The organism is Streptomyces sp. C1-1, assembly GCF_050214755.1.
Lineage (GTDB): Bacteria > Actinomycetota > Actinomycetes > Streptomycetales > Streptomycetaceae > Streptomyces.
This window is the reverse complement of the sequence record NZ_CP189826.1, coordinates 2,576,689-2,589,361: the sequence shown is the minus strand read 5'-3', so window position 1 is coordinate 2,589,361 and position 12,673 is coordinate 2,576,689. Positions and strand designations below refer to the sequence as shown.

At 71.9% G+C, this 12,673-nt stretch carries 14 protein-coding genes and 1 pseudogene; 11 read left to right on the top strand and 4 right to left on the bottom strand.

The genetic code is table 11. The annotated features are described in order from the left end of the window. Positions 1–48: 48 nt before the first annotated feature. Complete coding sequence (locus tag ACQF4J_RS11800) at positions 49–648, bottom strand: nucleotidyltransferase family protein (RefSeq protein ID WP_427165580.1); 600 nt, start codon at positions 646–648, stop codon at positions 49–51. A gap of 192 nt (positions 649–840) precedes the next feature. Here ACQF4J_RS11800 and ACQF4J_RS11795 point away from each other — a divergent pair, with 192 nt between their 5' ends. Continuing rightward, positions 841–1,155, top strand: coding sequence for a DUF5955 family protein (locus ACQF4J_RS11795; protein WP_351567266.1), 315 nt, complete (start codon positions 841–843; stop codon positions 1,153–1,155). Positions 1,156–1,197: 42 nt separating this feature from the next. Here the strand turns inward: ACQF4J_RS11795 and ACQF4J_RS11790 are convergent, their stop codons facing one another. Then, positions 1,198–1,989 (bottom strand): IclR family transcriptional regulator, encoded by a 792-nt coding sequence (locus tag ACQF4J_RS11790; protein WP_351567269.1) that lies wholly within the window; start codon positions 1,987–1,989, stop codon positions 1,198–1,200. 272 nt (positions 1,990–2,261) lie between these two features. Between ACQF4J_RS11790 and allB the strand changes: the two genes are divergently transcribed. Both allB and alc read left to right on the top strand, forming a co-directional pair. After that, the gene (gene allB, locus ACQF4J_RS11785; RefSeq protein WP_351567272.1) at positions 2,262–3,602 is read left to right on the top strand and encodes an allantoinase AllB; all 1,341 of its coding nucleotides are present in this window, start codon (positions 2,262–2,264) and stop codon (positions 3,600–3,602) included. 49 nt (positions 3,603–3,651) lie between these two features. Then, the gene (gene alc, locus ACQF4J_RS11780; protein WP_351803239.1) at positions 3,652–4,767 is read left to right on the top strand and encodes an allantoicase; all 1,116 of its coding nucleotides are present in this window, start codon (positions 3,652–3,654) and stop codon (positions 4,765–4,767) included. A gap of 169 nt (positions 4,768–4,936) precedes the next feature. Here the strand turns inward: alc and ACQF4J_RS11775 are convergent, their stop codons facing one another. Next, positions 4,937–5,695 (bottom strand): SDR family oxidoreductase, encoded by a 759-nt coding sequence (locus ACQF4J_RS11775; RefSeq protein ID WP_351803237.1) that lies wholly within the window; start codon positions 5,693–5,695, stop codon positions 4,937–4,939. A 108-nt stretch (positions 5,696–5,803) separates the two neighbouring features. On the opposite strand from ACQF4J_RS11775, the gene ACQF4J_RS11770 reads away from it, so the two are divergent. From ACQF4J_RS11770 to ACQF4J_RS11760, 3 genes are all read left to right on the top strand, one after another. After that, a complete protein-coding gene (locus ACQF4J_RS11770; RefSeq protein WP_427165579.1) occupies positions 5,804–6,616 on the top strand; it encodes an AIM24 family protein in 813 nt (270 codons plus the stop codon). Positions 6,617–6,704: 88 nt separating this feature from the next. Continuing rightward, positions 6,705–7,331, top strand: a complete 627-nt coding sequence (locus tag ACQF4J_RS11765; protein WP_351567284.1) for a dihydrofolate reductase family protein — start codon at positions 6,705–6,707, stop codon at positions 7,329–7,331. A gap of 131 nt (positions 7,332–7,462) precedes the next feature. Next, on the top strand, positions 7,463–7,849 hold the full coding sequence (locus tag ACQF4J_RS11760) for a ribonuclease domain-containing protein (protein WP_351567287.1): 387 nt from the start codon (positions 7,463–7,465) through the stop codon (positions 7,847–7,849). Between the two features lie 65 nt (positions 7,850–7,914). Here ACQF4J_RS11760 and ACQF4J_RS11755 read toward each other — a convergent pair whose 3' ends face one another. After that, a complete protein-coding gene (locus tag ACQF4J_RS11755; protein WP_351803233.1) occupies positions 7,915–8,115 on the bottom strand; it encodes a hypothetical protein in 201 nt (66 codons plus the stop codon). Positions 8,116–8,284: 169 nt separating this feature from the next. Between ACQF4J_RS11755 and ACQF4J_RS11750 the strand changes: the two genes are divergently transcribed. The 5 genes and pseudogenes from ACQF4J_RS11750 to ACQF4J_RS11730 form a co-directional block, all read left to right on the top strand. After that, positions 8,285–9,544 carry a sensor histidine kinase gene (locus ACQF4J_RS11750; RefSeq protein WP_351567292.1) on the top strand — a complete coding sequence of 420 codons (1,260 nt, stop codon included), beginning with the start codon at positions 8,285–8,287 and terminating at the stop codon, positions 9,542–9,544. A gap of 112 nt (positions 9,545–9,656) precedes the next feature. Continuing rightward, positions 9,657–10,337 carry a response regulator transcription factor gene (locus tag ACQF4J_RS11745; protein ID WP_351567295.1) on the top strand — a complete coding sequence of 227 codons (681 nt, stop codon included), beginning with the start codon at positions 9,657–9,659 and terminating at the stop codon, positions 10,335–10,337. A gap of 152 nt (positions 10,338–10,489) precedes the next feature. Further along, positions 10,490–10,948 carry a MarR family winged helix-turn-helix transcriptional regulator gene (locus tag ACQF4J_RS11740; protein ID WP_351567298.1) on the top strand — a complete coding sequence of 153 codons (459 nt, stop codon included), beginning with the start codon at positions 10,490–10,492 and terminating at the stop codon, positions 10,946–10,948. Between the two features lie 176 nt (positions 10,949–11,124). Next, positions 11,125–12,084: a quinone oxidoreductase family protein gene (locus ACQF4J_RS11735; protein ID WP_351567301.1), complete on the top strand. Its 960-nt coding sequence runs from the start codon at positions 11,125–11,127 to the stop codon at positions 12,082–12,084. 118 nt (positions 12,085–12,202) lie between these two features. Continuing rightward, positions 12,203–12,481 (top strand): annotated as a pseudogene (locus ACQF4J_RS11730) (helix-turn-helix domain-containing protein); the annotation flags it as partial. Positions 12,482–12,673: the final 192 nt, after the last annotated feature.

The following is a 12,673-nucleotide window of genomic DNA, read 5'->3' as shown; positions in this document are numbered from 1 at the left end:
GTCGAGATTCTCCGGGTCGAGCAAAGATGGCGCACGGTGCCACCTCGCTCACTCAAGGTGGATCAGATCGGCCTCCGTGTCGATGTCGTACGGCCGTGCCACGTCTCCGCACTCGACGAGCGTGAGCGCCTCCCGGTGGGCCCGGAGGTAGGCGCGGGCCCCGCGATCCCCGCTCGCGCTCTCGGCGATCCCCGCCCAGTGCGAGGCGCCGAGGAGGACCGGATGCCCGCGCACCCCGTCGTACGCGGCGGACACGAGCGAACCGTCGTCCGCGTACCCGGCGAGTACCCGCCGCACCGCCTCCACCCCGATCCCGGGCTGGTCGACGAGCGAGACGAGGGCGGCCCCCGCGCCCGTCCCGGCGAGCGAGTGCAGCCCGGCCCGCAGCGAGGACCCCATGCCCTCCTCCCATGCAGGGTTCTCCACGACCACGCACCCCCCCAGCTCCGCCCGCCGGCGCACCTCGTCGGCCCGCGCCCCCAGGACGACGTGGACGCGGGCGCAGCCGGCCGCGCGCAGCACGCCGAGCGCGTACTCGACCAGTGGTCGCCCGCGGTGTTCGAGGAGTGCCTTGGGGCGTCCGCCGAGCCGTCGGCCGCCCCCGGCGGCGAGGAGCAGTCCGGCGGCCTCGTGCGCTTTCTCCGTCATGCGTCCTGCATACCTGACGCCCGGGCGAGTGCCCGGTTTCCAGGGGCTGAATTTCGGTCCGCACTGTGGCGCGCCCCGCACCGGGTGGCGTTTACTGACCCGCGTCCCCCGGCGCCCGACCAACGCCCCGGGACCGCTCGGCGGGAGCACCGTCACACGACGGCGCACAGGGGCGTGCGAGGGGGGAGAGCTGTGTTGCGGAGCTTGGGGCAGAGACCGGTGACCGGCAGCGACGATGATCCGAGGGTGGCGGGACTGCGGTCCGCCGTGTCCAGGCTGCGCCGCGAACTCGCCGCGCATCCGGCCGAGTTCCCCGACCGCTGCATCGCCGAGGACGAACTGGCGGCCCTCGCGGCCATGACGATCGACGGCGCCCCCGAGATCCCCCGGCTGCGCCGCTCGCTGCTGCTGATCGCCGGCGCCATCGGATCGGTCAGCGCGCTCTCGCGCGGCCTGTCGGAGGTCCGCAACGCGGTGGAACTGTTCGGCGAACCGCCGCGGCGCTGACGGAACGTCACATCCCGTTCGCCGGGATCCTGTTCGGCCGCGTCAGCCGCCGGTGCTCGCCAGCGCCGCCGACAGCTCCACCGCCACCTGCTGCAGCACCGGCACGATGCGCTCCGTCACCGCCTCCGTCACCCGGCCCGCCGGGCCGGAGATGGAGATCGCTGCGGAGGTGGGGGAGTCGGGCACGGACACCGCGAGGCAGCGCACCCCGACCTCCTGTTCGTTGTCGTCGATCGCGTAGCCCTGGCGCCGCACGTCCGCCAGGGCCGCCAGGAAGCCCTCCGGCGTGGTGATCGTCTTCTCGGTCGCGGCCGGCATGCCGGTCCGGGCGAGCAGCGCGCGGACCTCCTCGTCCGGGGTGTTCGCCAGGAGGGCCTTGCCGACACCCGTGGAGTGCGGCAGCACCCGGCGCCCGACCTCGGTGAACATGCGCATCGAGTGCTTCGAGGGCACCTGGGCGACGTAGACGATCTCGTCGCCGTCGAGCAGGGCCATGTTCGCCGTCTCGCCGGTCTCCTCGACCAGGCGGGCCAGGTAGGGGCGGGCCCAGGTGCCGAGCAGGCGGGAGGCCGACTCGCCGAGGCGGATCAGGCGGGGACCGAGCGCATACCGGCGATTCGGCTGCTGACGGACGTATCCGCAGGCCACGAGCGTGCGCATCAGGCGGTGGATGGTGGGCAGCGGCAGCCCGCTGCTCGCGGACAGCTCGCTCAGGCCGACCTCGCCGCCCGCGTCGGCCATCCGCTCGAGCAGGTCGAAGGCGCGCTCGAGGGACTGGACCCCGCCACCGTTGGACTTGGCGGAGTCGGTGGTGCTGGCGCTGGACGTCGGCACGGCGCGTTCCTTTCGGGACTGGCGGGAGGGGCCAAAGCCTACCCGGCAGCCGGTTGACTCCCCGCTCGTACGTAGCTACGTTCTGATTGCTGGAATTCTAATTCCGCTTTGTGGAAACGTCCAGAGTGTGGGCGTCGGAAGCGCTCCCGGGAAGTGTGCCCTTGACGACACCGGGGCGGGAGTGAAGACTCCTTCAACAGAAAGTTGAATTCCGTTACGTGGAAGTAAATCCCGTTTCCTGGACGTAACGGCGGCGGCAGAGAGGGGTCCGGGTGTCCGACGTAGAACTGGTGCTGCGCTCGACACGCGTCATCACGCCCGAGGGGACGCGCGCCGCCTGCGTCGCGGTCGCCGACGGCACGATCACGGCCGTACTGCCCCACGACGCCGAACTGCCGCCCGGCGCACGCCTGGAGGACCTCGGCGACCACGTCCTGCTGCCCGGTCTGGTCGACACCCACGTGCACGTCAACGACCCCGGCCGCACCGAGTGGGAGGGCTTCTGGACCGCCACGCGCGCGGCGGCGGCCGGCGGCATCACCACCCTCGTCGACATGCCGCTCAACTCCCTCCCGCCGACCACGACGGTCGAGAACCTCCGTACGAAGCAGGCCGTCGCCGCCGACAAGGCGCACATCGACGTCGGCTTCTGGGGCGGCGCCCTGCCCGACAACGTCAAGGACCTGCGCCCGCTGCACGAGGCCGGCGTCTTCGGCTTCAAGGCGTTCCTGTCCCCGTCCGGCGTCGAGGAGTTCCCGCACCTCGACCAGGACGGGCTCGCCCGGTCGCTGGCCGAGATCGTCTCCTTCGGCGGGCTGCTGATCGTGCACGCCGAGGACCCGCACCACCTGGACGCCGCCCCGCAGCACGGCGGCCCCCGGTACGCCGACTTCCTCGCCTCCCGTCCGCGCGACGCCGAGGACACGGCCGTCGCCCAGCTGATCGACCAGGCCAGGCGCCTCGACGCGCGCGTGCACGTGCTGCACCTGTCGTCGAGCGACGCGCTGCCGCTGATCGCCGAGGCGAAGGCGGAGGGCGTCCGCGTCACCGTCGAGACCTGCCCCCACTACCTCACCCTCACCGCCGAGGAAGTCCCGGACGGCGCCAGCGAGTTCAAGTGCTGCCCGCCCATCCGGGAGTCCGCCAACCAGGACCTGCTGTGGCAGGCCCTGGCCGACGGCACCATCGACTGCGTGGTCACCGACCACTCCCCGTCCACGGCCGACCTGAAGACCGGCGACTTCGCCACCGCCTGGGGCGGCATCTCCGGCCTCCAGCTGAGCCTGGCGGCCGTGTGGACGGCGGCCCGGGGGCGCGGCCACACCCTGGAGGACGTGGTTCGCTGGATGTCCTCGCGGACGGCCGAACTGGTCGGCCTGGACACCCGCAAGGGTGCCATCGCCCCCGGCCGCGACGCCGACTTCGCGGTCCTCGCCCCCGACGAGACCTTCACCGTGGACCCGGCGGCCCTCCAGCACCGAAACCGCGTCACCGCGTACGCCGGCAAGACCCTGTACGGCGTCGTGAAGTCGACCTGGCTGCGCGGCGAACGCATCGTCTGCGACGGCCAGTTCACCGACCCGAAGGGCCGCCTGCTGACCCGTGTCCCCTGATCCGCCCGCACCCGCGGCGGCCGACTCACGAAAGGAACCCCTGATCACCGTGACGGCGATTCCGAGTTTCACCGGCGACGCGAACCCCTACGGAGGCGGTGACCCGTACGCGGACTACCGCACCGCCGACTTCCCCTTCACCCGGTACGCCGACCTCGCCGACCGCCGGCTCGGCTCCGGTGTCATCGCCGCCAACGACGAGTTCTTCGCCCAGCGGGAGAACCTGCTGGTGCCCGGGCGCGCCGAGTTCGACCCCGAGCACTTCGGGCACAAGGGCAAGGTCATGGACGGCTGGGAGACCCGCCGCCGACGCGGCGCGAGCGCCGCACACCCGTGGCCCACGGCCGAGGACCACGACTGGGCGCTGGTCCGCCTCGGCGCGCCCGGCGTCGTCCGGGGCATCGTCGTCGACACCGCCCACTTCCGCGGCAACTACCCGCAGGCGGTGTCCGTCGAGGGAGCCTCGGTACCGGGCTCCCCGTCGCCGGAGGAACTCCTCGGGGACGACGTGAAGTGGACGACCCTCGTGCCGCGCACACCGGTCGGCGGCCACGCGGCGAACGGTTTCGCCGTCTCCGTCGAGCAGCGGTTCACCCACCTGCGCGTCAACCAGCACCCCGACGGCGGCATCGCACGGCTGCGTGTGTACGGCGAGGTCGTACCGGACCCGGCGTGGCTGGCGACCCTCGGCACGTTCGACGTCGTCGCCCTGGAGAACGGCGGCCGGGTCGAGGACGCCTCCGACCTGTTCTACTCGCCGGCCACCAACACCATCCAGCCGGGGCGCTCCCGCAAGATGGACGACGGCTGGGAGACCCGCCGGCGCCGCGACCGGGGCAACGACTGGATCCGCTACCGGCTCGCCGCGCAGTCGCAGATCCGCGCGGTCGAGATCGACACGGCCTACCTGAAGGGCAACAGCGCGGGCTGGGCGTCGGTGTCGGTGCGCGACGGCGAGGACGGCGAGTGGACCGAGATCCTCCCGCGCACCCGCCTCCAGCCCGACACCGATCACCGCTTCGTCCTGCCGGCCCCGGCCGTCGGCACGCACGCGCGCGTGGACATCTTCCCCGACGGCGGCATCTCCCGCCTGCGGCTGCACGGCTCCCTCACCGAGGACGGCGCCGCCCGCCTGACGGCCCGCCACCAGGAACTGGGCGGCTGACCGGTCGGGGCGCACCGGCCCGACTGCTCCGGTGCGCCCCGGCCCGTCTACGCCGGTGCGCGCCGCGCACACGACACGCCGGGTGGCGTCGGCTCGACGGCGTCGGTGCGCCCGGTGCGTGTCATGCCGGGTGGCGTCCGCTGGACGGCATCGACGTGCCCCGCGCGCGTCACGCCGCGTGGCCGCCGTCGACGGCGAACTCCGCCCCGGTGACGTACTCGGCCGCTGCCAGGTGGGCGACCGTGGACGCCACCTCCTCGGGCGTGCCGAACCGCCCGACCGCCGTCATCGCCGCCTGTGCGGCGGCGTACGGCCCGTCCGCCGGGTTCATGTCCGTGTCGGTCGGGCCCGGATGCACGATGTTCGCCGTGATCCCCCGCGCGCCCAGCTCGCGGGCGAGCGCCTTCGTCAGACCGACGAGGGCCGACTTGCTCGTCGCGTACAGGGTTCCGCCCGGCCCCGGCACGCGCTGCGCCATGCACGTACCGATGGTGATGATCCGGCCGCCCGGCCGCATCCGCGCTGCCGCCGCCTGAGAGGTCAGGAACACCCCGCGCACGTTCACGGCCAGCACCCGGTCGACGTCGGCGAGCGACAGGTCCTCCAGCGGCCCGAGGACCCCCACGCCCGCGTTGTTCACCAGTACGTCCAGCCCGCCGAGCAGCTCCTCGGCGCGCTCCACCGCCCCGGCCGCCTCCGCCGCGTCCCCCGAGTCCGCACGCAGGGCCACCGCCCGCCTCCCCAGGGCCTCCACCCGCCGTACGACGTCCTCCGCGGCCTCCTTGCCGTTCACATAGGTCACCGCCACGTCCGCGCCCTCCCGGGCCAGCCGCACGGCCGACGCCGCACCGATGCCGCGGCCGCCCCCGGTGACGAGGGCGACCTTGCCGTCCAGAGTGCCGTGGGTCTTCCCGTGAGTCGTAGTCATGGGGATATCCCAGCGGCCGCCGCGCCCGCGCGCCGGCGGCCGTCGGACACGCACCTCGGGCGGCCGACGCCGCGGAACTCCGCGCGCCCCCTCCGACGTTCTCCGGGTGTGACACTTCAGCAAGAGATCGTCGGCAACGCCATGCAGATGGCCGTGGTCAGCCTGCACCCCGGTCAGACCGTGTACTGCGAGGCCGGCAAGTTCCTGTTCAAGACGACCAACGTGACCATGGAGACCCGCCTGTCCGGCCCGTCGAACGGGGGCGGGCAGCAGCAGGGCGGGGGCGGCGGCATGGGCGGCATGCTGCGCCAGGCCATGGGCACCGCCATGCAGGCCGGCCAGCGCGTGCTCGCGGGCGAGTCGCTGGCGTTCCAGTACTTCACCTCCCAGGGCGGCGAGGGCACCGTCGGCTTCGCGGGCGTGCTCCCCGGCGAGATGCGCGCCCTGGAGCTGGACGGCACGCGCGCGTGGTTCGCCGAGAAGGACGCCTTCGTGGCGGCCGAGTCCACCGTCGACTTCGGCATCGCCTTCCAGGGCGGCCGCACCGGCAGGAGCGGCGGCGAGGGCTTCGTCCTGGAGAAGTTCACCGGCCGCGGCACGGTGATCATCGCGGGCGCCGGCAACTTCATCGACCTGAACCCGGCCGACTTCGGCGGCCGCATCGAGGTCGACACGGGCTGCGTCGTCGCCTTCGAGGAGGGCATCCAGTACGGCGTCCAGCGCATCGGCGGCCTCAACCGCCAGGGCATGATGAACGCCGTCTTCGGCGGCGAGGGCCTCTCCCTGGCCACCCTGGAGGGCAACGGCCGCGTCATCCTGCAGTCGCTGACCATCGAGAGCCTGGCCAACGCCCTGAAGAAGGCACAGGGCGGCGACAAGCAGGGCCCGACCGGAGGACTGTTCTCCACGCACGCGGGGTGAGTCCCGCGGGGGCCGCCGATGAGTTGCGGGCGACGGTGGGGTCTGAGGTGATGAAAGCAACCCCACCATCAGGAAGCAGGCACCCGTCATGGGCAAGCTCGTCTCCACGATCTTCGTCACGCTCGACGGCGTCTACCAGGCGCCCGGCGGTCCTCAGGAGGACACCCGGGGCGGCTTCGAGCACGGCGGCTGGAGTTTCGTCTTCGGCGACGACGACTTCGGCCGGTTCGTCACCGAGGTCTTCGACCGCTCCGCCGCCTTCCTCCTCGGCCGCCGTACCTACGACATCTTCGCGGGGTACTGGCCGAAGGCGACCGACCCGGCCGACCCCATCGCGGCCAAGCTCAACGCGCTGCCGAAGTACGTCCCCTCGTCCACCCTCACCGACCCCTCCTGGGCCGGCACCACCGTGCTGGGCGGCGACCTCGCCAAGGAGGTCACCGCCCTCAAGGAGCACACCGACGGCGAGCTCCAGGTGCACGGCAGCGGCGCCCTGGTCCGGTCCCTGCTCGCGCTCGACCTCGTCGACACGCTCCACCTGCTGACCTTCCCCGTGGTGCTCGGCTCCGGCCTGCGCCTGTTCGAGGAGGGAGCGGTGCCGACGAGGTTCCGGCACGCGGGCGGCCGTGTCACCTCCACGGGCGTCTCCCTGCAGACGTACGAGCCGGCCGGGCGGCCCGAGTACGGTTCCTACGAGCTGCCGGAGAACGGCTGACCGAAGCGTTGTGGGGGCCGTGTGGAGGTGCGCGGCCCCACGTTAACTCGCGGAAAACTCATCGGACTCGACGGGAAAATCCCCGAAGTTGTCATTGACATGCCACTCTCTACGCGCGTCATCATGTCGGCATGAGATTCCCCCCACGCGCCACTCGTATCGGCGCCGCAGCCGCCCTTCTTTCCGCCCTCCTCGTGGGCGGCACGGTCGCGGCGACTCCGGCGTCCGCCGCGGTCGGCACCATCTGCTACGGCGACCTGCCCTCCCAGGCGTACGACACGCTCGACCTGATCGCGTCGGGCGGCCCCTACCCGTACTCGCAGGACGGCACCGTCTTCCGCAACTCGGAGGGCGTCCTGCCCGGCCAGCCGTCCGGCTACTACCACGAGTACACGGTCAAGACGCCCGGCTCGTCCACGCGCGGCGCCCGCCGCATCGTCACCGGTGAGGAGTACCAGGAGGACTACTACACCTCGGACCACTACGCCACGTTCGACCTGATCGACTTCGGCTGTTGAGGGACTCCGCGCGCTGAGCCGGGCCCGCCGCTCAGCGGGAGTTCCGGCTCAGCGGGCCTTCCGGGTCAGCCGGACTTCCGGCTCTCCGCGGCCGCGAACAGCGCGAACGCCAGCACCACCAGGGCGACGCTCGCGTAGACCCCGTACCGGTCGAGGAAACCGACCCTCTGCACGAGTCCCACATGCCAGCGGGTGAACTCGTGCACCAGGCCCAGCACGCCCTGGACCAGGGCGACGAAACCGAGTACCTCCAGCAACTGCTTCATGGCACGACCCTCGCCCCGCGGACCCCCCACGCACATCGTCCGCGGGGCGGGCCGTGACCGACGGAGGTACGGCTCCCGCGCGGTCGTCCGCGCCCAAAGTCTGCGGTCCCGCGACTTTGGTCGGCGATCGCCCGCGAAGGGAGGTGCCGGGGCCCGCGGCTGCGTAGATTTGTCGACCGTGAGCGACGACAGACCGACGCCGGCCGTGGCGGGCGTCGCAGGGCGGCGCAGATGGCTCTTCCCCTCCGCCCTGCTCCATGAGATCGACCCCGACGCAGGGCGGTCGGGGCGCCCCCGGCGCACCGCCCGCGACTGGATCGTCGACTTCACCTGCTTCCTGCTCGCCGTGGCCATCGGCCTCGCGGCCGCCGACACCCTGAACGGTGACCCGCACACCTCGCACTCCCTCGCCGTCCTCGACCAGCTGCTCGGCGCGCTCGCCTGTGCGGCGGTGTGGCTGCGCCGACGGTGGCCGCTCGGTCTGGCCGTCGCGATGATCCCGGTCGGCCTGCTGTCGAACACGGCGGGCGGCGCTGCCATGATCGCCCTCTTCACCCTCGCCGTGCACCGGCCCTTCCGGTACGTCGCCTGGATCGGCGGCGTCCAGCTCGCGCTGGTCCCGCTGTTCTACTGGATGCGCCCGGACCCCGACCTGCCGTACGCGGGAGCGGTCGCCTTCGCCGAACTGCTCAGCGTCACCGTCATCGGCTGGGGCATGTTCGTACGGTCCAAGCGGCAGCTCATGCTGAGCCTGCGGGACCGCGCCCGGCGCGCCGAGACGGAGGCGCGGCTGCGGGCGGAGCAGGCGCAGCGGCTGGCCCGCGAGGCCATCGCCAGGGAGATGCACGACGTGCTCGCCCACCGGCTGACGCTGCTGAGCGTGCACGCGGGCGCCCTGGAGTTCCGGCCCGACGCGCCCCGCGAGGAGATCGCCCGGGCGGCCGGCGTGATCCGGGAGAGCGCGCACGAGGCCCTGCAGGACCTGCGCGAGATCATCGGCGTACTGCGCGCGGGCGAGCCCGACGAGACGGGACGTCCCCAGCCGACGCTCGCCGCCCTGGACACGCTCGTCGCCGAGTCCCGCGAGGCCGGCATGAAGGTCACCCTCGACAGCCGCGTCACCGACCCCGCCACCGTTCCGGCCTCCGTCGGCCGCACCGCCTACCGCATCGCCCAGGAGGCCTTGACCAACGCCCGCAAGCACGCCCCCGGCACGGAGGTCACGGTGACGCTGTCGGGCACCCCCGGCGAGGGCCTGACGGTGACCGTGCGCAACCCGCCGCCCGAGGGCGAGGTGCCCCCCGTCCCCGGCTCCGGGCAGGGCCTGATCGGGCTGACGGAACGGGCCACGCTGGCCGGAGGACGCCTGGAACACGGCACGGACGCCAACGGCGGCTTCCGGGTGCGTGCATGGCTGCCCTGGGGATGACGGCTGCGTGGGGTTCGTGTGTCATGCGGGTCCGCCCGGGGACGAGGGCGCCGAGACCATCGTCACGCAACGGCGCCAACACCGGTGACCGCGACCGTGATTACGTAAGCCCATGACTGCGATCAGACTGCTCCTCGTCGACGACGACCCCCTGGTGCGGGCCGGCCTGTCACTGATGATGGGTGGTGCGGACGACATCGAGATCGTCGGCGAGGCCGCCGACGGCGCCGAGGTCGAGGCGCTCGTCGACCGCACCCGGCCCGACGTCGTCCTCATGGACATCCGGATGCCGTCGGTGGACGGCCTCACGGCCACGGAGCGGCTGCGCGCCCGCAAGGACGCCCCGCAGGTCGTCGTCCTGACCACCTTCCACGCCGACGAGCAGGTCCTGCGCGCCCTGCGCGCGGGGGCCGCCGGGTTCGTCCTCAAGGACACCCCGCCCGCCCAGATCGTCGACGCCGTGCGCCGGGTCGCGACCGGCGACCCCGTGCTGTCGCCCACCGTCACCCGCCAGCTGGTGGAGCACGCCGTGGGCAACGCCGCCGACACGCGACGCGCACGCGCGCGTGAACGCGTCGCGCTGCTCAACGACCGCGAACGCGAGGTCGCCGTCGCGGTCGGCCGGGGCCTGTCCAACGCGGAGATCGCCGCGGACCTCTTCATGAGCGTCGCCACCGTCAAGACCCACGTCTCCCGCATCCTCGCCAAGCTGGATCTCAACAACCGGGTACAGATCGCCCTGTTGGCCTACGACGCCGGACTCCTGGAGGAGCCGGAGGAGAACGGGCACTAGGTGTTCTGTCGACGGAGGTTGGTGACGGGCTCAGTCGACAGGCGTCCTGACGGAGCGGCGGTGTCGCTCGCCGCTATCCCGAGACGGATTGGGTCGGCGTCGGGCTCGCCGCGAAGTAGTTTGCGTCACGCACTACTCGATACAATGACTGCATGAACAGCACACAACCGGCGGCGCACGAAACCGAGGTCATCCCCGCGAACGCCACGGTCGACGCGCTCGTTCAGCTGTCGTTCCGCGTGCACCAAATCCTCGGCAGAATCGGCGCGGAGCACGACCTGTCCGTGGTGCAGATCCGGATGCTGGGTGTGCTGCGCGACCGCGAACCAAGCATGCTCGCCCTGGCCGGCCACCTCGGGCTGGACAAGTCCTCTACCACCGGGCTCGTTTCCCGCGCGGAAAAGCGCGACCTTGTCCAGCGAGCCAGGGACCTTCGCGACGGGCGGTCCGTTACCGTCAGCCTCACCGCCCACGGCCGAGCCATCGTCAACATCTGCGCGCGCGACATCGAGCGGGAGATCAACGGGCTCGTCGCCCCCCTGTCGGACCGCACCCGCCAGCGGCTGGTGAGCAGCATCTCCGAGATCCTCACCTCCCACGACGCTTCCTGACTCGGGCGCGCGACGTGCCGCGTCGGGCAACCGCCGCAGCCGCGCTGATCAGACAAAACACCCATTTGACTTAGTGTGCGGCACGTACTATCTTCGATTTTAGTACGTGGCACAAACTAAAGAGGTGTGTCGGACCCGTGGCCGGCTCACCATGCCGGCCCAGATGGGAGACGCGTATGTATGCGGCCGTTGTCCGATCCTTCGACGCCCCGCCTCGCTTCGAGACGTTCCAGACCCCCTCCCCGCAGGGCGAGCACGAGATCCTCGTCGATGTGGTGGCCGCCGGGCTGCACCCGCGTGTGCGGTCCGCCGCCGATGGCTCCCACTACACCTCCGACGGCTCGCTGCCCATGGTCCCCGGCATCGATGCCGTGGGCCGCACCAACGACGGAGAGCTGCTGTACTTCGTCGCCCCCGACGGCGCCGTGGGCACCATGGCCGAGAAGGCCGTCGTCGACCGCCGACGTGCCATCACGCTGCCCGCGGACACCGATTTCCTCGCGGTCGCGGCGGCAATGAACCCCGGCATGTCGTCCTGGGTGGCGCTGCGCAGACGGCTGAACTTCCAGCCCGGCGCCAGCGTGCTGGTGATGGGCGCCACCGGCAACGCCGGTCGCCTCGCCGTGCAGATCGCCAAACTCCTCGGCGCCGACCGCGTCGTGGGAGCGGGCCGCTCCCACGAGCGCCTGCAACTCCTCAAGGACCTCGGCGCCGACGCGGTCGTCCCGCTCAACGGCGACGACGAGACCGCGACCACGCTCGGCCGCGAAGCCGGAGACATCGACGTCGTCCTCGACTACCTGTGGGGCCAGCCCACCGAACAGGCCATCCCGGCGATCCTCAAGGCCCGCACCGACCGATCAAAGGCACTGCACTGGGTCCAGATTGGCTCCATGGCCGGCCAGGAAATCAACCTGCCCTCCGCCTTCCTGCGCGCAGGCAATCTCAACCTTCGCGGGAGCGGCCAGGGTTCCGTAGGCACCCACGTCATCCTGGCCGAGCTGCCCGCACTCGCCCACGAGATCAGTACCGGCGCGCTGACCGGTGAGTCGGTGGCCATGCCGCTGCGGCAGGTCGACGAAGCCTGGGGCATGCACGTCTCGCCCAGTCAGCGCATCGTCCTGACCAGCAACTGAGGAGCCGCCGCAGACTGCCCTCGCCCGTGGTCACGCGGACACGTCCGCTCATTGCCGGGTGCACGAGACATCACTCGTGCACCCGGCCATTGTCATCCTCCGAGCCAGAAAGACCTACATGGTCCACCGCAACGCACCCCTGTCCGAAACCGGCCGCCTGCGCCTGGCGCAGTGCGTGGTCGACGCCCATTGGCCACTCCGCCGCGCGGCCGAACGCTTCCAAGTCTCGCCCACCACAGCGAAACGGTGGGCCGACCGCTACCGCGAGCAGGGGCCCGCCGGGATGACGGATCTCTCCAGTCGCCCGCGCCACAGCCCGCGCCGCACACCGACACGCACCGAGCGACGCATCATCAAGGTCCGCGTCCTGCGCCGCTGGGGCCCAGCCCGCATCGCAGCTGCAAGGCGGAGGAGGGAGTCGACGCGATGGGGGTCCCCCCGCTCGAGCGAAGCCGGGAGTGGGGGAGTCGGCGAGTGACGACAACGCGGCAGATGTGCGTGCCAGGCCGCGCGACGCCGAGCTGATCCAAACGACGGGCACTAGCTGAGGCCACCGCGCGTTGTCCGGGTACCGGGGACCACCGGCGGG

Excerpts from the sequence above, each read along its gene's own strand:
- ACQF4J_RS11800 (WP_427165580.1), bottom strand. The coding sequence starts at position 648 with ATGACGGAGAAAGCGCACGAGGCCGCCGGACTGCTCCTCGCCGCCGGG.
- ACQF4J_RS11775 (WP_351803237.1), bottom strand. The coding sequence starts at position 5,695 with ATGACTACGACTCACGGGAAGACCCACGGCACTCTGGACGGCAAGGTC.
- ACQF4J_RS11765 (WP_351567284.1), top strand. The coding sequence starts at position 6,705 with ATGGGCAAGCTCGTCTCCACGATCTTCGTCACGCTCGACGGCGTCTAC.
- ACQF4J_RS11760 (WP_351567287.1), top strand. The coding sequence starts at position 7,463 with ATGAGATTCCCCCCACGCGCCACTCGTATCGGCGCCGCAGCCGCCCTT.
- ACQF4J_RS11755 (WP_351803233.1), bottom strand. The coding sequence starts at position 8,115 with ATGAAGCAGTTGCTGGAGGTACTCGGTTTCGTCGCCCTGGTCCAGGGC.
- ACQF4J_RS11745 (WP_351567295.1), top strand. The coding sequence starts at position 9,657 with ATGACTGCGATCAGACTGCTCCTCGTCGACGACGACCCCCTGGTGCGG.
- ACQF4J_RS11740 (WP_351567298.1), top strand. The coding sequence starts at position 10,490 with ATGAACAGCACACAACCGGCGGCGCACGAAACCGAGGTCATCCCCGCG.
- ACQF4J_RS11735 (WP_351567301.1), top strand. The coding sequence starts at position 11,125 with ATGTATGCGGCCGTTGTCCGATCCTTCGACGCCCCGCCTCGCTTCGAG.